The organism is Archangium gephyra, from assembly GCF_049060025.1.
In the GTDB taxonomy this organism is placed as follows: Bacteria; Myxococcota; Myxococcia; order Myxococcales; family Myxococcaceae; genus Archangium; species Archangium gephyra_A.
Window position 1 is genome coordinate 9,320,704 of record NZ_JBMEQQ010000002.1, and the last position, 17,779, is coordinate 9,338,482.

Annotated in this window: 17 protein-coding genes and 1 pseudogene; 8 read left to right on the forward strand and 10 right to left on the reverse strand. The window is 70.0% G+C overall.

Annotated elements, in window-relative coordinates; translation table 11 throughout:
- The first annotated feature begins 16 nt into the window (after positions 1-16).
- Positions 17-2,086, forward strand: coding sequence for an ATP-binding protein (locus ACN28I_RS40680; protein WP_420947269.1), 2,070 nt, complete (start codon positions 17-19; stop codon positions 2,084-2,086).
- A gap of 54 nt (positions 2,087-2,140) precedes the next feature.
- Here ACN28I_RS40680 and ACN28I_RS40685 read toward each other — a convergent pair whose 3' ends face one another.
- From ACN28I_RS40685 to ruvX, 4 genes are all read right to left on the reverse strand, one after another.
- Positions 2,141-2,917 (reverse strand): YsnF/AvaK domain-containing protein, encoded by a 777-nt coding sequence (locus tag ACN28I_RS40685; protein WP_420947270.1) that lies wholly within the window; start codon positions 2,915-2,917, stop codon positions 2,141-2,143.
- A gap of 205 nt (positions 2,918-3,122) precedes the next feature.
- The gene (locus ACN28I_RS40690) at positions 3,123-4,076 is read right to left on the reverse strand and encodes a hypothetical protein (protein WP_420947271.1); all 954 of its coding nucleotides are present in this window, start codon (positions 4,074-4,076) and stop codon (positions 3,123-3,125) included.
- A 162-nt stretch (positions 4,077-4,238) separates the two neighbouring features.
- Entirely contained in the window at positions 4,239-5,312 is a 1,074-nt protein-coding gene (mltG, locus tag ACN28I_RS40695; protein WP_420947272.1) for an endolytic transglycosylase MltG, read from the reverse strand.
- Positions 5,313-5,774: a Holliday junction resolvase RuvX gene (gene ruvX / locus ACN28I_RS40700; protein WP_420947273.1), complete on the reverse strand. Its 462-nt coding sequence runs from the start codon at positions 5,772-5,774 to the stop codon at positions 5,313-5,315.
- A gap of 208 nt (positions 5,775-5,982) precedes the next feature.
- On the opposite strand from ruvX, the gene ACN28I_RS40705 reads away from it, so the two are divergent.
- Together ACN28I_RS40705 and ACN28I_RS40710 are read left to right on the forward strand one after the other, a co-directional pair.
- The gene (locus tag ACN28I_RS40705; protein ID WP_420947274.1) at positions 5,983-7,059 is read left to right on the forward strand and encodes a hypothetical protein; all 1,077 of its coding nucleotides are present in this window, start codon (positions 5,983-5,985) and stop codon (positions 7,057-7,059) included.
- A gap of 6 nt (positions 7,060-7,065) precedes the next feature.
- The gene (locus ACN28I_RS40710; RefSeq protein WP_420947275.1) at positions 7,066-7,584 is read left to right on the forward strand and encodes a tetratricopeptide repeat protein; all 519 of its coding nucleotides are present in this window, start codon (positions 7,066-7,068) and stop codon (positions 7,582-7,584) included.
- A 69-nt stretch (positions 7,585-7,653) separates the two neighbouring features.
- Here the strand turns inward: ACN28I_RS40710 and ACN28I_RS40715 are convergent.
- Both ACN28I_RS40715 and ACN28I_RS40720 read right to left on the reverse strand, forming a co-directional pair.
- Positions 7,654-8,878: pseudogene (locus tag ACN28I_RS40715) on the reverse strand (M48 family metalloprotease).
- Between the two features lie 206 nt (positions 8,879-9,084).
- Complete coding sequence (locus ACN28I_RS40720) at positions 9,085-9,306, reverse strand: hypothetical protein (protein ID WP_420947276.1); 222 nt, start codon at positions 9,304-9,306, stop codon at positions 9,085-9,087.
- A gap of 383 nt (positions 9,307-9,689) precedes the next feature.
- On the opposite strand from ACN28I_RS40720, the gene ACN28I_RS40725 reads away from it, so the two are divergent.
- Positions 9,690-11,453 (forward strand): PAS domain-containing protein, encoded by a 1,764-nt coding sequence (locus ACN28I_RS40725; RefSeq protein ID WP_420947277.1) that lies wholly within the window; start codon positions 9,690-9,692, stop codon positions 11,451-11,453.
- A gap of 12 nt (positions 11,454-11,465) precedes the next feature.
- On the opposite strand, the gene ACN28I_RS40730 is transcribed toward ACN28I_RS40725, so the two are convergent.
- On the reverse strand, positions 11,466-12,605 hold the full coding sequence (locus tag ACN28I_RS40730) for a tetratricopeptide repeat protein (RefSeq protein ID WP_420947278.1): 1,140 nt from the start codon (positions 12,603-12,605) through the stop codon (positions 11,466-11,468).
- A 144-nt stretch (positions 12,606-12,749) separates the two neighbouring features.
- On the opposite strand from ACN28I_RS40730, the gene ACN28I_RS40735 reads away from it, so the two are divergent.
- On the forward strand, positions 12,750-13,244 hold the full coding sequence (locus ACN28I_RS40735) for an endonuclease V (protein WP_420947279.1): 495 nt from the start codon (positions 12,750-12,752) through the stop codon (positions 13,242-13,244).
- A 16-nt stretch (positions 13,245-13,260) separates the two neighbouring features.
- Here the strand turns inward: ACN28I_RS40735 and ACN28I_RS40740 are convergent, their stop codons facing one another.
- Both ACN28I_RS40740 and ACN28I_RS40745 read right to left on the reverse strand, forming a co-directional pair.
- Positions 13,261-14,433 carry an ArsA family ATPase gene (locus ACN28I_RS40740; RefSeq protein ID WP_420947280.1) on the reverse strand — a complete coding sequence of 391 codons (1,173 nt, stop codon included), beginning with the start codon at positions 14,431-14,433 and terminating at the stop codon, positions 13,261-13,263.
- Positions 14,430-15,350, reverse strand: a complete 921-nt coding sequence (locus tag ACN28I_RS40745) for an ArsA family ATPase (RefSeq protein WP_420947281.1) — start codon at positions 15,348-15,350, stop codon at positions 14,430-14,432. Before ACN28I_RS40745 ends, ACN28I_RS40740 begins: the two co-directional genes overlap by 4 nt.
- Before the next feature lie 131 nt (positions 15,351-15,481).
- Here ACN28I_RS40745 and ACN28I_RS40750 point away from each other — a divergent pair, with 131 nt between their 5' ends.
- The 3 genes from ACN28I_RS40750 to ACN28I_RS40760 all read left to right on the forward strand — a co-directional run bounded on the left by ACN28I_RS40750 (position 15,482) and on the right by ACN28I_RS40760 (position 17,018).
- Positions 15,482-15,781 (forward strand): hypothetical protein, encoded by a 300-nt coding sequence (locus ACN28I_RS40750; RefSeq protein ID WP_420947282.1) that lies wholly within the window; start codon positions 15,482-15,484, stop codon positions 15,779-15,781.
- A 9-nt stretch (positions 15,782-15,790) separates the two neighbouring features.
- Positions 15,791-16,603 (forward strand): ParA family protein, encoded by an 813-nt coding sequence (locus ACN28I_RS40755; protein ID WP_420947283.1) that lies wholly within the window; start codon positions 15,791-15,793, stop codon positions 16,601-16,603.
- 61 nt (positions 16,604-16,664) lie between these two features.
- Positions 16,665-17,018, forward strand: coding sequence for an MmcQ/YjbR family DNA-binding protein (locus ACN28I_RS40760; RefSeq protein ID WP_420947284.1), 354 nt, complete (start codon positions 16,665-16,667; stop codon positions 17,016-17,018).
- Positions 17,019-17,122: 104 nt separating this feature from the next.
- On the opposite strand, the gene ACN28I_RS40765 is transcribed toward ACN28I_RS40760, so the two are convergent.
- On the reverse strand, positions 17,123-17,779 hold the full coding sequence (locus ACN28I_RS40765; RefSeq protein ID WP_420947285.1) for a polyhydroxyalkanoate synthesis regulator DNA-binding domain-containing protein: 657 nt from the start codon (positions 17,777-17,779) through the stop codon (positions 17,123-17,125).

Genomic DNA, 17,779 nt, shown 5'->3' on the forward strand with positions numbered 1-17,779 from the left:
GTTCCTGTTCTTCGTCATGAACAAGAACGAAGGCATCGGGACGGAACGGGAACGGTTGGAGCTTGGCTCCTTCATTCGGGAGAACCGCGTCCGCCTCTTGCAGGAGTGGGAGCGCACGGTGCGCCGGCTTCCCTTTGCCCGAGATCTCTCCCGCCCCCGGCTGCTCGATCACCTGCCAGATCTGCTGGACCGGATCGCCCACGTGGTGGAGACGGTGCGGACCGGGGGCCACGAGTCGCTCGAGGACCTGCCGGAGGTGCATGCCCTGGAGCGGTTGGACTCGGGGTTCGACCTGGATGAGGTGGCCGGGGAGTACGCCCTGCTGCGCGGCTGCATCCTCCAGCTCTACGCGGAGCACGTCGAGTCGGCCGGCGCGGCGTCCCTGGCCGTGGCGATGCAGGAGGTGGTGCGCTTCAACCGGACGTTCGACGAGGCCGTGGCGTCCGCCGTCTCGCGCTATGCCCGGGCGCGGGAGCGCACCCTGGTGGCGCTCGACCGCATCTCCGAGGCGGCGCTGGGCACGGAGGACGCGGACATCTTCCTGCCCAAGCTGCTGCGCGTGATGCTGGAGACGACCGAGGCGGTGGACTCCGTCACGCTGCTGCTGCGCGAGGGGGATGTGCTCCGGGTGCACGCCTCGGTGGGGTTGGAGGAGCTGGTGGCCTCCGGCTTCAGCCTGCGGTTGGGCGAGGGCTTCTCCGGGGCGATCGCCGCCGAGCGGTGCCCGAAGGAGGTGCGCTCGGCGGCGACGGATCCGCTGGTGAAGAGCGAGGCCATCCGGAGCCGGGGGACGCGTGCCCTCTACGGGGTGCCCCTGCTGCACGCGGGAGAGGTCATCGGCGTGGCGCACATGGGCAGCCGCACGGCCTTCGAGTTCTCCAGCGAGGACAAGCTGCTCTTCCGGGCGATGGTGAGCCGGGCCACGAGCCTCATCGTCCAGGCGCAGCTCGCGGCCCGGGAGCGGGCGGTGGAGCGCCAGCAGGCGGAGACGCTCGCGCTGCTGGACTCGCTGCTGGCCGGGGCGCCGGCGAGCATGGCCCTGCTCGACACGGAGCTGCGCTACCTGCGCGTCAACGAGGCGCTGGCCGCCGCCAACGGCCGCTCCGTGGAGGAGCACGTGGGGCGGACGGTGGCCGAGGTGGTGCCGGACAGGGCGCCGCTGATCGAGCCCCTGTTGCGGCGGGTGTTGGAGACGGGCGAGGCGATGCAAGCCCACGAGTACAGCGCCATCACGGCCACGGAGCCGGGCACCGTGCACCACTGGATGGCGGACTACTTCCCGGTCCGCGCACGGGACGGGCAGGTGCTGGGGGTGGGGGGCGTGGTGGTGGACATCACCGAGCGCAAGCGGCAGGAGGAGCGGCTGCGCCAGACGGCGGAGTTCCGCGAGCGCTTCCTGGGCGTGGTCTCGCATGACCTGCGCAACCCGCTCAACGCCATCCTGCTGTCAGCCAACGCGCTGCTGCGCACCGAGGGCATTCCGGCCAGCCACACGAAGATGGTGCGCCGCATCGTCACCAGTGGGGAGCGCATGAGCCGGATGATTGGCGAGCTGCTCGACTTCACGCGGGGACGGCTGGGGGGCGGCATTCCCATCCATCCCCAGCGCGTCAACCTCCGGCACCTGTGCCGGCACGTGATGGAGGAGCTGGAGATCGGCTTCCCGGGCCGGGAGCTGCGGCTGGACGCCGAGGGCGATTTCGTGGGGCAGTGGGACCCGGACCGGCTCTCGCAGTTGCTGGGCAACCTGGGCAAGAACGCGCTCGACTACAGCCCGGCGGACACGTCCGTGGGCTTCTCGCTCCATGACGAGGGCGAGGCCGTGCGCGTGGAGGTGCACAACGAGGGGCCCTCCATTCCGGAGCAGTTGCTGGCGGGCATCTTCGAACCCTTCCGGCGCGCGGTGGAGGGCGATGCGCACCCCACGTCGGGGCTGGGGCTGGGCCTCTTCATCGTCCGGGAGATCGCCCGGGCCCACGGGGGCAGCGTGGAGGTGCGCTCCCGCGATGCGGAGGGCACCACCTTCACGGTGCGGTTGCCGAGGCACCCCGCTGATGCGCGGGAGCCGGAGAAGGTCGTCCACTGACCGGCCCCCGGGAGAACCTCACCCGGGGGGCCGGGTGCACCTGGGCGCCGGGTGTTACCGGCGGCGCAGGAGCGGATCGTCATCGGGGCCGAGGTTCAGCGAGCGCTTGCTGTCCACGTCGTCGGGAGTGCTGATCTCCACCTCCTCGTGCCGGACCGACTCGGCCACGCGGCGCTCCTCCTCGATGGAGTCCTTGCGGATGACCACCTCTTCATCCACCACGGCGCGCTTGTGGACGTCCACCTCCTCGGCGCGCAGGGGCACCACCACCGTCTCATCCTGGAAGGAGGCGTTCATGGCGGGCCGGTCCGGATTGACGTCGCGGCGCTCCACCCGTACGCGCTCGCGGCGTACCGGGACGCTGACCGTCTTCACCTCTTCCACCACGTCCTTGTGAACGCGGACCTCACCGGCCGACACGTCGCGCTTGGTGACGTCCAGCTCCTCCTTGTGCACGGGGATGGCCACTTCGGTGCTCGCGTCCGCTCTCAGGCCCGTGTCCGTGCCGATACCCGCGCTCGTGCCGAGGCCCGCGCTCGTGCCGAGGCCCGCGCTCGTGCCGAGGCCGCTCGTCGTGTCGTACCCGGTGGTGGTGCTGCCGTACTTGTCCGTGTCCGACAGGCTCCGCAGGCTCTCGCGGCCGTGCATGAGGATGATCTCCCCATCCCGGATGTCACTGATGTCCGCGTACCGGACGAGGTAGTCCTTCGGGAAGAATAGTCCCTTCTCGATGTGGAACGAGTCGTCTCCCAGCGCGAAGACCTTGCCGAGCTTCTCGCCGTCGATGCTGCGGACCGTCATGCCTTCTCTCAACTGCGTGCGCTGGAACATGGCTGCCTCCTGTTGAGTGGTTCCAGGGCAAACGATGGGGGCGGTGGGACGTTGCGGCACAGCGCGTCACGACGGACGCCCGGCCGCATTGCTGTCCAGGCTTCGTCCAGGAACCCGGGCCTCTCGGGGTGTCCGGAGTGCGAACGGGCCCGGCGCCTGTGGGAGGCACCGGGCCCGTTGAGGGCGTCAAGCCTGGACAAGGCGTCTACGGATACACCTCGCGGCGCGGCGGAGGCAGCCCACCCTCGGGCGGAGTCGTCACCACGGCGCCCTCGGCGGAGATGCGCTGGCGCTTGTTCACGCCCACGGTGCCTCCGAGGATGGCGGAGATGAGCCCCAGGAAGAGGGCTCCGAAGACGCCCCAGAAGGCCTTGCCGGTGGCATCCGCGGCCTGGAGCGCGCCCGTCTGCACCTGCTGGACGGCCTGTCCCGCCTGGCCCTGGGCGGCGTTGAACTGGGACTCCACGCGGCTCGCCACCTCCTGGGCATCCGCGCGCGAGAGGGCCGTGTTCTCGGCGATGGAGCTCACCAGGAGCTGCCGGTCGAGCCGGCCCTGCTGCACCGCCGTCTGCACCACGTCCTTGGTCGCGGCCTCGAGCTGGTTCGCCGTGATCGCGGGCTTGCCTTCCGCGACCAGGCGCTCGTTGACGGGGCGCAGGGCATCATTGGCATCGAGCCCGAAGCTCCTGGCCACCTGTCCCAGGCCGCCCGCCTGCGAGGCGCCCGCGGACACCGCGGAACCCGTGGCCTGCACGGCCGACTTGCCGACGGAGAACAGCCCACCCGCAAGGGCGGAGACCATGTTGCCGAGCAGCCAGATGCCCACGAGCGTGGTGAGGCCCCACATCACCATCCCGTGGATGCCGCCGCTCGCCTTCGTCTGCACGCCCGCGCAACGTCCGGCCACGATGCCGCCCACGAAGAGGGCGATCAGCGGGGAGATGAGGCCCCAGAGGCCGGTGAAGATGCCGGAGGACTTCGCGCTCCCGGCGTCCTGCGGGTTGATGGAGGAGAGCCCCAGGGCCAGGCCGAACGAATACAGCAGGGCCCACAACCCGAGTGCCGTCACCACTCCGGCGAAGATGGAACCCCAGCTCACCTTCACCGGAGGCCCCGCGAGGAATCCCACGCCTGCTCGCTGCTGCGCCGCTGTTGCCATGTGTCACCTCCCTGAAGAGGGAAAGGGAAGAGTCCCTTCACCTTCCAAGGTTGGACACAGCCTGACTCGAAGGGGGAGCGGGCCTCGCGCCACGGCTCCTCGAGCGGCGAGGTGACGAAGGGCTTCGCGCATCCCCGCTGGCCCGGTGGCCGAGAGGTGGAGCTAGTGGGCTCCGCCCGTCCGCTGCTGACGGCGCTTGTTGCGGAAGAACTCCACCTGCCACTTCCGCACCGCCGCCTCGTGGCACTCCAGGGTGGGGCAGAAGATGTGCGTGCCGTCATTGCGCGACACGAAGAAGAGATCGTCGCACTCGAGCGGGTGGAGGGCGGCCTGGAGCGCGGCGGCGCCCGGGCTGGCGATGGGCCCCGGCGGCAGCCCCGCGGTGGTGTACGTGTTGTACGGGTGCGGCGTCTCCAGGTCCCTGCGGGTGATGTTCTTCGAGTACACCCCGCGCAGCAGCTTCATGGCGTAGATGACCGTGGGGTCCGTCTGCAGCTTGATGCCCTGGCGCAGCCGGTTGTGGAAGACGCACGAGATGCGGGGCCGCTCCTGGGGCTGGCCCGTCTCCTTCTCCACGATGGAGGCGAGGGTGAACGTCTCCAGCAGGGAGAGCTTCACCCCGCTCTTCCGCTGCGCGTCCGCCTTCCGGTACTCCTCCAGCGAGCGCTGCACCATCTTCGTCAGCACCTGCTCCGCGGTGGCGTTGCGGGTGAAGGCGTACGTGTCCGGGTAGAGGAAACCCTCGAGGGACGGGGTGGGCACGCCGGCCGTGCGCGGGAAGGCGCGGTCCGCGGCGAGCCGCTCCAGCTCCTTCAAGTCCAGCTTCAGCTCCGAGCTGGCGAGGATGGGGAGGATCTCCTCGACGCGCAGGCCCTCGGGGACGGTGAAGCGGTAGAGCTTCACCTTGCCGGAGGCGAGCTGCTCCACCACCTGCGCGGGGGTGAGGGTGCCCTCGAAGAGGTACTCGCCGGCCTTGAGCCGGGGGCCGGCCTGCTCGCGGCGGATGTAGAGGTAGAGCAGCTCCGGGTCCGTGACGATGCCCGCGTCCGCCAGCATCCGGGCGAGCGTCTTCGGGCCGGTGCCCGTGGGCACGGTCAGGGTGACGCCCTGGGCGGGCAGGGTGACGGGAGCGGTGGCGAACTCGGAGACGAGCCGCTCGCGGCGCAGATACCAACCGCCGGCGGCGGCCGCCGCGAGCACCACGAGGACGAGCAGGGCGAGCAGGGCCTTCTTCACCTACGCCTCCGGGTCATAATCGCGATCGTCGTAGTCATCCCCCGAGGACGGCGGGCGTCTGGCATCGAGCCAGCCCTGGAGGATGAACTGGGCGGCCATCTGATCGATGACCTCGCGGCGCTTGGCGCGCGATACGTCCGCCTCGAGGAGGGTGCGCTGGGCGGCCACGGTGGACAGTCGCTCGTCCCACAGCTCCACGGGCAGGCCGAGCACCTCGGTGAGTGCCTCCACGAACTTGCGGGTGGCCTCGGCGCGAGGGCCCTCGGAGCCGTCCATGTTGAGGGGCAGCCCGACGACGAAGCGATCGGCCTCGTACTCCCGCACCAGCTCCTTGAGGGCGGCGAGGTCGGCTTTGAGGTTGGTGCGGCGGATGGTGGTGACCGTCTGGGCGGTGAGGCCCAGGCCGTCCGAGGCGGCCACGCCAATCGTCTTGGTACCGTAATCGAGGCCCAGGGTGCGCATGCGCGGCGGAATCTAACCGCAATCCCCCGCTGTGGACCGTCCCGTCCGCGAGGCAGGACCGCGCTCGCCCGGTGAGCGGCCTAAACCACTGAATTCGTTGGAGCCACCCCCCGGGCGGGGCCCGGCATCGCGGCTGCAATCCGTCAGGCGCGGAACACGGAGCGCGGCACCCGGAGGCACGGAGCCCCGGCGCCGCGAGGGAGGCACCATGAGTGACTTGTTGAGGGGGCTGGGCAGTGCACTGGGCAGTGTGACGAGCCTGCTGTCGGGAGGCGCGCTCATCGACGCGGCGGGCAATGCGCTGGGACTGCCGCCGGCCATCACCAACGCGGCGAAGGTGGCCGTGGGGGCGATGACGGGCAATGTGATGCTGGCGGCCGACGGCGCGATGGGGCTGGCGCAGGAGCTGACGAAGAACCCGCCGGCCACCACCGAGTACAAGCCGCCCGCCGACAACGCGCAGGCGTGTGAGGGCTATGCGGCGCCCGCGCGGCATGGGGCCTCGCCGGTGGGGACGAGCGGCCCGGAGCAGTCCTGTGGCCCGGCCCGGGGCAGCCACCTGGACCCGAAGATGAACGACTACTTCCATGCGCTGCAGACGCTCCAACAGAACTTCCGGTACCTGGACGCGACGGACGGGAAGCTGGACGGCTCGCTGTCGCGGGGGGACCTGAAGCGCATCTCCGAGGACGCGCGGGTGTCGCCCGAGCTGCGCCAGGCGGCCCGCTTCCTCGTGGACAACCCGGGCTACTTCGAGCGGCTCGACACCGCGGTGGGGGTCCACTCCCTGGGGCAGCTCCTCGGGGACTCGCTCAACGACGACCGCATCAGCCAGGGCAACCTCCAGAACGAGCTCAACAAGGTGAAGGCGGACTTCGCGCAGTACGGGCGGCCCGAGCGTCCGGGGGCGTCCACGGGCAGCGCGCCGTCCGGCTCCACGAGCGGCACGGCGGGCTCGAGCATGAAGGGCATCATCAACGACCCGAACATGAGCCTGGAGGAGAAGATCGAGGCCATCCTCATGGCGCTCACGGAGAAGATGGACGGGGAGATCCTCCAGACGATGGATGACCTGGCGGCGGCGCAGGACAGGCAGGCCGGCATCAAGAACGGGAAGGGGGACGAGAAGGCGCTCACGGATGCTCAGCGCGACATCGATCGCATCTCCATGCGGCTCCAGAAGCTGGTGGAGAAGCGGAAGATGATGTTCGAGATGATGAGCACGCTGTCCATGAAGTTCAACGAGATGGCGAAGACGGCCCTCTCCAACATGCGGAGCGCGTGAGCGGAGATGGGACGCGTCATCAAGTACGAGGGAGGAACCATGGAGACGGCGACGGCGGAGAAGCTGAAGGCGTTCGTGCGCGGGGAGCTGACGTGGGCGGAGGTGGAGGGGATGACCTTCGAGGAGGCGAAGGCGATTGCGCAGGTGGGGTGTGACCTGGCGGCGGCGGGGCGCTACGAGGAGGCGCGCATCCTCTTCGAGGGGTTGGTGGAGGGGAACCCGAAGGACTCGGCGAGCCGCGCGGCGCTGGGCACGGTGTACCAGAAGCTGGGCCGGCTGGAGGACGCGGTGACCGAGTACAGCGCGGCGCTGGCGAGGGACCCGGCCAACCCGGTGGCGCTGGTGAACCGGGGCGAGCTGTACCTGCGGCGGGGCAACCGGCAGGGCTTCACGGACCTGGCCAACGCGGTGGAGGCGGATCCGAAGGGGCAGACGTCGGCGGGCCGCAGGGCGAAGGCGCTGGTGCGGGCCATCGCGCTGGCGGCGGTGGAGAAGGTGAAGGAGGAGCCGCGGGCGAAGGCGTAGTCCGCGGAGCCGCGAGGGACCGCCGGGCCGTGGAGGGGAGCAGGGCACATGCGGCCCGGGGGGAGAGCGTCAGGGCGAGGGCTCTGACGCTCTTTTTTCTGGAGCGGGAGGCACCGCGGCCAGACGCTCGCCGATGGGCGGGTGGCTGTAGCCCTTGAGGACGATCCAGCGGGGGGGCTCGGGGTCCATCTTGTTCACCCGGGCGGCCTTCACCAGCATGCGGCGGAAGGCGGCGGGGTCCTGGGTGAGTCGCAGGGCGTATTGGTCCGCCTCGCGCTCGCGCTCGCGCGAGAAGGCCGCGGAGAGGGGCGCGCTCAGGAAGAAGACGAAGAAGGAGAGCAGCCACAGCAGCGGGAAGGTGCGGATGTCCGCGAAGCGCGTGGTGCCGAACCAGCCCCGGGCGGCGGAGAGCCGCAGCATCCGGTCGATGACGAAGAGGATCCCCACCAGGGCCACCGAGGAGGCGATGCGCCCCGGCCACTTCGACTCGTGGGCGTGGCCGGCCTCGTGGGCGACGGCGGCGAGGATCTCGTCCGGTTCGAAGCTCGCGGAGGATGACGTCGTTGAGCACGATGGTGCGCGTGGGGCCCTGGCCCGCGAAGTACGCCTGGAGGCGCTTGCTGGCCACGGACGTCTTCTCCACCCGCACGTCCTGGAAGGGGACGTTCGCGCGCGCCATGAGCGCGGTGATGCGCTCGCGCAGGGGCCCCTGCTCCAAGGGGGTCTGCTCGAAATAGACCTGGCTGCGGTACGGATCGAGCACCGAGGCGCCCAGCATCAGCAGCGCCGTGGGGATGCCCAGCACCAGCCACCAGCGGTTCATCCGCCGGGCCAGCCCGTACAGGCCCAGCGCCAGCGCCGACACGGCGAAACCCTCCAGGGCGATGCCCTTGAGCTCGTCCAGCAGGTAGCGCAGCGGCGTGTACGTGGACATGCCGTGGCGGTGCTCCAGCACATAGCCGAAGTAGATGTTCGCCGGGACGTAGACGAGCTCGATGAAGAACTCCACGAGCAGCGCGAAGAGGATGGCCGCGCCCCAGCCCGGCTCGCCCCAGAGCCGGTCCATCGCCTGGATGACGACCCGGCTGACCGGCGCCGTCCGGAAGAAGGCGAACCGCCGGGACAGCCAGGCCGCGCAGGACTGGGACCACCGGTAGAAGGGCCGCACCAGGACGCCCAGGAGGAGGGCCAGGACTCCCAGGTAGACGAGCGGGCTCACCGCGCTCCGGATGTAGAGCGGCAGGTGGTAGGCCTTGATCTCGGCGAGCTGCTCGGGCGTGAAGAGGGGCTCCATGGGCGGTCCAGAGCGTAGACCCTCACCCGGGTCTTCTCCCAGGGGGGGAGGGGTCTCCGCTCCCGCGTTGAAAGGACAACGCCCCCCCCAACACCGTGCTGGCGTGAGGCGTGGGTCCTCACCACCCTCGGGGGTGCGAGGAAGACCCACGGTATGACGACGGTCGCGGAGTTCATCGAGAGGAACCGGGAGCAGCTCGTCGAGCGCTATACGGAGGAGGTGGCGAAGTGGGAGTCCGCCCGGGGCCTCACCCCGTACGAGCGGACCGACACCTTCCCCGAATACCTCTCGACCCTGGCGGCCATCTCCCGGCAGGGGCACCGGGGCGACCCCGCGAAGACGAAGAAGCGCCTGGAGGAGACGCACATCAGCCAGCGTGTGCGGGTGGGCTTCAACCAGGAGGAGGTGACGGCCGAGTACGTCCTCATGGGCCGGCTCATCTCGGGCCTCTGGGAGGGGCTTCCCCTGGAGCAGCAGCCCACGTCGGAGGACACGCGGCTGCTGTTCGAGGAGCTCCAGGGCGCGATGGACCAGGTGATCGTGTCCTTCAGCGGCTACTCGCAGGAGGACCGGCAGCGCGAGAAGCGCTTCCTGCACCGCCTCAACGTGCTGGCGAGCGAGGTGATGGGAGACAGTGAGCACTCCGTTCCCCTCGAGGAACGGCTGGGCGCCCTGGTGGAGGTGCTGCAAGAGGCGATGCGGGCGGAGGGGGCCGCGCTCCTGCTCGCGGACGCGGACGGCAAGCTGCTCCTTCCCACCGCGTACACGGGCCGGTGGAACGCGCGGACCGAGACGGAGCCCGTCCCGGTGGATGGGGAGCTCCTTCGTGGCCAGGCTGGCGGCCTCCGAGGAGTCCCTGGAGCTGGCGGATGCGGCGAGTGCCGGCCTCGCGGTGGCCGAGGGCGTGCGCCAGAGTGGCCTGCACTCCCTGCTGGGCCTGCGGCTGTGGCCCCACGGCAAGCTCCTCGGGGTGTTCTATCTCGGCGTGGCGGAAATCCGTCCCTTCGAGCCCCAGGCCCGGCGCTACCTCGAGACGTTGGTGGAGTACCTCTCCGGCATCATCCAGAAGGCCCTCCTGCTCCAGCAGTTGCGGCAGGCCAACGAGCGGCTGCGCAAGTCCGAGACGCTCTACCGGCTGGCGACCGGGGCCATCAGCGACGCCATCTGGGAGTGGAATCTCCAGACGGACACCGTCTCCTGGAGCGGAGGGGTGGAGAAGCTCTCCGGACATACCCCGGAGCAGCTCGGAGGGCACGTCTCCAACTGGTACGACAACATCCACCCGGAGGACCGGGAGCGGGTCGTCCACGGCATCCACGTGCTCATCGCCAGCGGTGGGCAGCGGTGGAGGGAGGAGTATCGCTTCCATCACCGGGACGGTGGCTACGTCCACGTCACCGACCACGGCCTCGTCGAGCGGGACGCGAGCGGCAGGGCGGTGCGGATGGTGGGGGCGATGCAGGACATCACCGCGCGCAAGGCGGCGAGCGAGGCGCTCCGGGCGAGCGAGGACCGGCTGCGGATGGCGGTGCGCGCGACGGAGCTGGGGACGTGGGACTTCAATCCGGTGACGGGCATCCTGCGGTGGGACGAGCGGTGCAAGGCGCTCTTCGGCCTGCCGCTGGTTCCCGAGGTGACGTACGAGGGCTTCCTGGAGGCGCTCCACCCGGAGGACCGCGAGCGCGCGCACGCGGCCGTCCAGTGGGCGCTGCAACCGGCCAGTGGCGGGGAGTACGACATCGAGTTCCGCCCGCTGAGGCAGGAGGGCCGGATCGTCCGCTGGGTCCGCGGCATCGGCCGGGGCTACTTCGAGGGAGGACGGGCCGTGCGCTTCATCGGCACCGCCCAGGACATCTCCGAGCGCAAGTACCAGGAGCAGGAGTCACGGAAGCGCGCGGAGTTCGCCGAGCAGCTCATCGGCATCGTCTCGCATGACCTGCGCAACCCCCTCAACGCCATCACCCTGTCGGTGGCGGCGCTGATGCGGCAGGAGGACCTGGGCGATCGCCAGGCGAAGGGCCTCGCGCGCATCTCGGCGGCGACGGAGCGGGCGACGCGGATGATCCGCGACCTGCTCGACTTCACCCGGGCCCGGCTCGGAGGCGGCATCCCCATCGAGCGCAAGCCGTTGGAGCTGCACACCCACTGCCGGCAGGTGGTGGAGGAGGTGCGGCTCGCCCATCCGGACCGGGAGGTGGAGGTGGTGCGCGGCGGGGACGGCGCGGGCGAGTGGGATGGGGACCGGCTGGCCCAGGTCATCACCAACCTGGTGAACAACGCGCTGGCCTACAGCCCTCCGGGAACGCCCGTCCGCGTGGAGACGCGCGGGGTGGACGGCACCGTCCTGCTCAGCGTGCACAACGCGGGCAAGCCCATTCCCCGCGAGCTCCTCCCGCGCCTGTTCGAGCCGATGACACGGGGCAGGCCGGGAGGAGACTCGGCCAGCCGCAGCATCGGCCTGGGCCTGTTCATCGTGGCCAACATCGTCCACGCGCACGGAGGCACCATCGAGGTGCGCTCCGAGGAGGGCGAGGGGACGACGTTCACGGTGCGGCTGCCGCGGCGCGCGGCCTAGCGGCCCGCCCGTTCAGGAGTGCGGCTTGGACTGGGCGGCCCCGTCCTCCGGGAGGGGCTCCGGGTCCGCCAGCAGCAGCGCCTTCATCTTCTCCAGGCTCTGGCGCGTCTTGTCCACGAACGCGCTCTGCGCGCCGATGCGCTCGGCCGCCTCCAGCGTGCGCTCGTAGATGTTGATGGACTTGGTGATCAGCACGCGCACCTTCTTGCGCAGCTCCTCGCGGTAGATGAGCGCCTCCTCGGCGTCCAGCTCCGCCGGTGCCGGCGAGTTCACCAGGTGCTCGTAGAGGTTCTCGTACAGCGCGCCGATCTGCGAGCCGGCCGCGGTGGCCCAGTGTCCGTTGCCCACCCGGATGGCGCGCAGGTAGTTGCCCTGCGCCGACAGCAGCAGCTCGGCCTTGTAGTTCAGGTCGTTGGCCAGCGCGTCGCTGCCCTTGGCCGGGTCCAGCTTCACCTCGTCGTAGTGCTGCCGGTAGATCTCCCCGATGAAGAAGTGCGCCTGCGCCGGGAAGTAGTCCTCCACCTCGTCCTTGTCCTGCAGGGAGTCGTAGGTGGAGAGCGCCTGGCGCAGCGTCTTCTCCGCCTTCTCCTTCTGCCCGGTCTCCAGCTCGCACACGCCCTGCTGCACCTGGGCCTCCAGGCGCTTGCCCACCGGGAGGTCCGCGCGTCCGGCGATGGTGGCCAGCACCTTCGCGGCCTCGGCGAAGCGCTCCAGGTGGTACTGCGTCTCGGCCAGCCGGAAGGCCGCGTCGAGCGCGTCGCCCGTGCCCTTCTCCGCGTCCGCCAGCTCGGAGAAGCGCAGGTAGGCCTCCTCCCACTGCTCCAGCCGCTCGTGGGCGAGGCCCGCGTTGTAGAGCGCCTCGTCGCGGTGCTTGCTCTGCGGGTGGAAGTCCGCCAGCCGCCCGAAGTAGCGCGCCGCCTTGGCGAAGTCGTTGGCCGCGAAGGCCGACGTGCCTCCCGCGAACAGCTCCTCGTCGTTGAGCGACGCCAGCTCCAGGTCCGCCGTCACCGTCACGGGCTCGAACTGCACCTGCTGCCGGGGCGTCTCCGGCGTCTCGCGCACCGCCGTGCCCGTCGTCCGGCACCCCACCAGGCCCAGGACTCCCACCAACACCCACTTGCGCCAGGTGGCCAACATGTATGTCCTCCGCATCGAAGCTCCAGCCTCCAGGACAGCAGGAGCCGTCCCGGAGTTCCCAAACGGCCCGCAGCTTAACCTCCACCCGCCGTTCCCGCCCGCATGGCGCGACGGCGGGCGGCCGGGCGGGCGGAACCGTGGACACTTGGAGGAGGAACGATGTTGGCCTGCCTGGACGTGGACTACCGGACCGGGGTCACCGTGGCCGCCTGCGTGCTCTTCCGGGACTGGGCCGATGCCGCCGAGGCCTCGCACGTGGTGGAGCGCGGCCCTCCCGCCGAGCCCTACGAGCCCGGCCAGTTCTACCGCCGCGAGCTGCCCCACCTGTTGAAGGTGCTCGGCCGCCTCCAGGAGCCGCTGGAGGCGGTGGTCATCGACGGCTACGTGTGGCTGGGCGAGGAGCGGCCCGGGCTGGGCGCGCATCTGTATGAGGCGCTCGGGCGGCGCGTGCCTGTGTTGGGTGTGGCCAAGACGGCGTTCCACTCCAGCCAGCTCGCGGTGCCGGTGCTGCGCGGGCAGAGCCAGCGGCCCCTGTTCGTCACCGCGGTGGGGGTGGACGTGAATGCCGCCGCGGAGCACGTGCGGCGGATGCACGGGGCCTCGCGGATTCCCACGCTGCTCAACCGGGTGGACCGGTTGTGCCGGGATTCGTGAGGGGTGCTTCCGGGGCTCAACCCGGGGGACTGGAACCCTCACCCCGTCCCTCTCCCGAGGGGAGAGGGGGAGTGGGGCCGGGAATCACCTCGTCCCCCATGAGGTAGCGCCCCGTGCGCCACAGGGCCCCGATGTCGTGCACGTCCAGCTCGAAGCGCGGCACCTGGATGAGCGGCGTGTTCCCGACCGCCGCCTGCAACTCGGCGATGCCCCGGGCGTCCTGCTCCGCCAGCAGCGTCAGCTCCAGCAGCGTCTGCTGCATCTTCGTGCGCCGGGTGGGGATGAGTCCCTGGACTTCCTCCCGCAGCTCCGGTGACGGCATCGGGTGCACGCGGTTGACCACCACCGCCACCACGTCCATCTCGTTCTGCTTGAGCAGCCGGTGGAAGTGCATCACCTCGTCCAGCCGCTCGCGCCCGGGGCTCGTCACCAGCACGAAGCCCGTCTGCTTCGCCTCCAGCAGCTCGCGCACCCCGCGCGCCCGCTCCCGGAAGCTCTCGTTCATCGGAGCGATGGCCATCATGAAGCCGGCCAGCTCCTGCAGCGTCTCCGTGCCGGTGAACTTGGAGATCGTCTTCGCCATGTAGCTGCTGCCCAGGCTGAAGATGGACAGGCCAATCTTGCCCGCCGCCAGCGCCGGGGTGAGCAGCCACTTGGCCGCCTCGTTGTCGAGGAAGTCCAGCACCCGGTTGGGTGCCTCGAGGAAGTCCAGCGCGTGGGCCGTGGGCGGCGTGTCGAGCACGATGAGCTTGTAGTCGCGCTTGTTGCGCAACTCCCACAGCTTCTCCATCGCGATGTACTCCTGGCTGCCGGCCAGGGCGCTGGAGAGGGACTGGTAGAAGCGGTTGGAGAGGATCTTCTCGCGCTTGTCCGGTGGGGCGTACTTGAGGATGAGGTCGTCCCACGTCTGCTTCATGTCCAGCATCATCGCGTGGAGGCGGCCCCGGGGCGTCATCCCCAGGGGCTCCAGGGCGGAGGCGGGGACCTTGGCCTCCACGTTGCCCAGGGCGTTGAGCCCCAGCGAGTTGGCCAGCCGCTTGGCCGGGTCGATGGTGCACACGAGGCTGTTGCGCCCGTCCACCGCCGCGCGCAGCGCCAGCGTCGCGGAGATGGTCGTCTTGCCCACGCCTCCCGAGCCCACGCACACCAGGACGCGCTTCGACTTCAGTGCCTCGGACAGCGCGTTCATGCCTCCGCCTTCCCCGTCACCAGCGGCTCCAGGTGGCCCATCACCTGCTCGATGGCCGAGCGGTCGAAGCCCGGCGTGAAGATGCGGGGCACCTGGTACACGGGCACGTGGAGGTTGCGCTCCAGCTTCATCTCCGCGAGCACCGTCTGCGCCGCCCGGTCATGGTGGGAGCGGGCCACCCGCAGCAGCTCCGGCTGGTCCACCAGCGCCTCCAGGTCGTCCTCGGTGAAGCGCTCGTGGAAGGCCGCGTTCAGCACCGCCGCGTGTGTGCGCACCTTCACCTGGTCGCGCAGCGCCGCGTGCAGCTCCAGCGTCTCGTTCACCGGCAACTCCTCGGGCAGCGACACGAGCACCGCCGCCGTCACCGCCGGGTCCTCGAGGATGTCGCGCATCTTCAGGGCCTCGCGCGTCATGGGCCCGGGCGGCAGCGTCTGCAGCAGCACCTGCGGCACGCGCAGGAAGGTGATGGCGTGGCCCGTGGCCGGCGCGTCCATCACGATGGTGTCCCACAGGGGCTGGCCATCCGGCCGCTTCTCCTGGGCGTGGAAGAGGATCTTCCCCAGCAGCACCAGCTCCTGCAGCGAGGGGATGAAGCGCAGGAAGTAACGCACCACCTTGTTCTCGAAGACCGTCTTGTAGAGGGTCTCGAAGCGTAGGACCATGAGCGCGTACTCGCGCATGGCCTCCTGGGGGCGCACGTCCACCGCCCAGAGGTTGTCCTCCAATTTCGTCACTTCGGGGCCCACGGGCTGATGCCCGAGCATGCGGCTGATGCGCTCCTGGGTGTTGATTTCACACACCAGGGTACGCCTGCCGGCGCGCGCCGAGCGCAACGCCAGCGCCGCGGCGATGGTGCTCTTGCCCACGCCACCCTTACCAGAGACGATCCACACCCTCTTGTCGAGCAGGCCGGCCATCGGGAGCGGCGAACCGTAAGGACGCCCCTCCCCCCTGTCAACGCACTCTGTCTTCTGGATTCCATCGCTTGACACGTCGCGTCGCGTGCTTCCAGAGTTCGCGGGTTTTTTGCGGACTGACGGACACCTCCATGCTCAAGAACAACCCCGTGGTGAAGAAGCTCGTCGAGACCGGCGAGGAGCGCGTCGGCAAGCTGGCGCAGCAGTTGATGTCCAACGAGAAGTTCGTGGCCGCGGTGCAGACGTTGGTGTCGCGCTCGCTGGCGGCCAAGGGCACGCTGGACGGAGCGCTGCGCTCGGCGCTGTCGGCGATGAACCTGCCCTCCAGCGCGGACGTGGAGCAGCTGCGCAACAAGGTGGATGACCTGGAGCGGCTGCTGTCCTCGGTGGAGTCCAAGCTGGACACGCTGGTGTCGGCCCGGAAGAAGTAGAGGCCACCCATGCGGCGCATCGCCTTCATCAACGAGAAGGGTGGCACCTGCAAGACGACGCTGGCGGTCAACACCGCGGCGTGGCTCGCCAAGGAGCGCGGGCTCAAGGTCTTGCTGGTGGACCTGGATACGCAGGGGCACGCGGGCAAGTCGCTCGGCCTGGACGTGCGCACCCTGCCGCGCAACGTCTTCCACCTGCTCACCGACCCGGCCGTGCGCCTGGAGGACGTGGTGCGGCCCTCGGCCGTCGAGGGGCTGTCCGTCCTGCCCGCCTACAAGGAGATGGCGGACTTCCCCCTGTCGGTGGCCCAGGACGCGCGCCGGGCGCACCGGCTCGCCGAGCGGCTCGCGCCCGCGGAGGCCGTCGGCTTCGACGTCATCGTCTTCGACGCGCCTCCGTCCATGGGCCTCACCACGCGCAACATCCTCGTGGCCGCCACCGAGGTGGTGGTGCCGGTGGGCCTCACGTACTTCGCGCTCGACGGCTGCGCCGAGGTGGCCGACACCGTCCGCCAGGTCGCCGAGACCGAGGGGCGTCCCGGGTTGCGCATCACCAAGGTGGTGCCCACCCTCTACCGGCGCACCGCGCTCGCCACCGCCATCCTCGAGCGCCTCAAGGCCTACTTCCCCGAGACCCTCGCCGCCACGCCGCTCGGCTACAACGTCAAGGTGGATGAGGCGCAGAGCCACGGGAAGACCATCTGGGAGTACGCCCCGAGCAGCACGGGCGCCAGGATGCTCGCCGCCATCGCCACGGAGATCTTCGACGGGGCGCCCGCCAAGGCCGCGAAGCGGGGGAAGAAGGCCTCCCGCGTGGCGTAGCCGCACGGGCTCTCCGGCAGGGCAGGTGTGAGCGCCGCCACTCCCGGTAGAATGCCGGCGCATGACTCCCAATGACGTCCGGAAGCTGGCGCTGGCGCTGCCCGAGGCCGAGGAACAGGCGCACTTCGACAAGCCCTCGTTCCGCGTGCGGGGGAAGATCTTCGCGACGCTCTGGGAGAAGGAGAAGCGCGCCGTCCTCAAGTTGTCCCTCGAGGAGCAGGACGCCTTCGTGAAGATGCAGCCCGAGGTGTTCGCGGTCACGCCCTGGGGGCACCAGGGCTGGACGAGTGTGGAGCTCGCGCGCGTGGACCGGGCGCTCTTTGGGAAGTTGCTCGTCGAGGCCTGGCGGCGGATCGCTCCCAAGCGCGTGGTGGCTGCGTGGGACGCGGCCCACCCTCGCGCACCGGCGAAGTGACACGGGCGGGGAACCCACGGGCCTCGACACCCTCACCCCGTCCCTCTCCCGGAGGGAGAGGGGAGGTTGGCGGTGAGGGGAGGCAGGGGAGGGCGGGCCGGGCGCTACTGCTGCTTGTTCTTCTCGATCTCGTCCAGCTTCTTCTCGAGATCTTCCAGCCGTTGCGTCAGCACCTGCATGTCACGGCCGAGCGCCGGCAGATTGCCCGCCAGGTTCTCCACGGCGTGCTTCACCCGCTCGTCGATCTTCCGCTGCCAGTCCTCCAGCGCTCGCTGGCTCGCCTTGAGCAGCTCCGCCGGGCCTCCCGGCGCGTTGGCGTCCTGCTGCTCGGCCGGCTGCTCGGCGGGCGTGGGCTCGGCCCCTTCCGTGCCGTCCTCGCGCTTGTCCTCGCGCCTCAGCAGCTTGTCCAGCCGCGACTCGGCCTCCTCCCGGATGGACGCCACCCTCGGGGTGACCTCCTTCTGGATGAAGCCCGTCAGCGACTCGCCTGGATGGCGGATGATCTCCCGGAGCACCGTCAGCGGCATCCGGTTCCGCTTCTTCTCCTCCTCGAAGATGATCTGCGCCAGCGTGACCGAGGTGAGGTCCTCCTTCGTCCGATTGTCGACGATCTGGACCTCGACCCCGTCCTTGATCATCGCGGCGATCTCATCCAGGGTCACATACCGGCTCTCGACGGTGTCGTAGAGCTTGCGGTTGGTGTACCGCTTGATGACCTTGGGCTCTTTGCCCTGCACGCCTGCCTGCTCTGGCTCGCTCAT

Coding starts and splice junctions, on each gene's coding strand:
- ACN28I_RS40680 (WP_420947269.1), top strand. CDS start 17: ATGAACAAGAACGAAGGCATCGGGACGGAACGGGAACGGTTGGAGCTT.
- ACN28I_RS40685 (WP_420947270.1), bottom strand. CDS start 2,917: ATGTTCCAGCGCACGCAGTTGAGAGAAGGCATGACGGTCCGCAGCATC.
- ACN28I_RS40690 (WP_420947271.1), bottom strand. CDS start 4,076: ATGGCAACAGCGGCGCAGCAGCGAGCAGGCGTGGGATTCCTCGCGGGG.
- ruvX (WP_420947273.1), bottom strand. CDS start 5,774: ATGCGCACCCTGGGCCTCGATTACGGTACCAAGACGATTGGCGTGGCC.
- ACN28I_RS40705 (WP_420947274.1), top strand. CDS start 5,983: ATGAGTGACTTGTTGAGGGGGCTGGGCAGTGCACTGGGCAGTGTGACG.
- ACN28I_RS40710 (WP_420947275.1), top strand. CDS start 7,066: ATGGGACGCGTCATCAAGTACGAGGGAGGAACCATGGAGACGGCGACG.
- ACN28I_RS40720 (WP_420947276.1), bottom strand. CDS start 9,306: ATGAGGACGTACTCGGCCGTCACCTCCTCCTGGTTGAAGCCCACCCGC.
- ACN28I_RS40725 (WP_420947277.1), top strand. CDS start 9,690: ATGGGGAGCTCCTTCGTGGCCAGGCTGGCGGCCTCCGAGGAGTCCCTG.
- ACN28I_RS40730 (WP_420947278.1), bottom strand. CDS start 12,605: ATGCGGAGGACATACATGTTGGCCACCTGGCGCAAGTGGGTGTTGGTG.
- ACN28I_RS40735 (WP_420947279.1), top strand. CDS start 12,750: ATGTTGGCCTGCCTGGACGTGGACTACCGGACCGGGGTCACCGTGGCC.
- ACN28I_RS40740 (WP_420947280.1), bottom strand. CDS start 14,433: ATGAACGCGCTGTCCGAGGCACTGAAGTCGAAGCGCGTCCTGGTGTGC.
- ACN28I_RS40745 (WP_420947281.1), bottom strand. CDS start 15,350: ATGGCCGGCCTGCTCGACAAGAGGGTGTGGATCGTCTCTGGTAAGGGT.
- ACN28I_RS40750 (WP_420947282.1), top strand. CDS start 15,482: ATGCTCAAGAACAACCCCGTGGTGAAGAAGCTCGTCGAGACCGGCGAG.
- ACN28I_RS40755 (WP_420947283.1), top strand. CDS start 15,791: ATGCGGCGCATCGCCTTCATCAACGAGAAGGGTGGCACCTGCAAGACG.
- ACN28I_RS40760 (WP_420947284.1), top strand. CDS start 16,665: ATGACTCCCAATGACGTCCGGAAGCTGGCGCTGGCGCTGCCCGAGGCC.
- ACN28I_RS40765 (WP_420947285.1), bottom strand. CDS start 17,779: ATGAGCGAGCCAGAGCAGGCAGGCGTGCAGGGCAAAGAGCCCAAGGTC.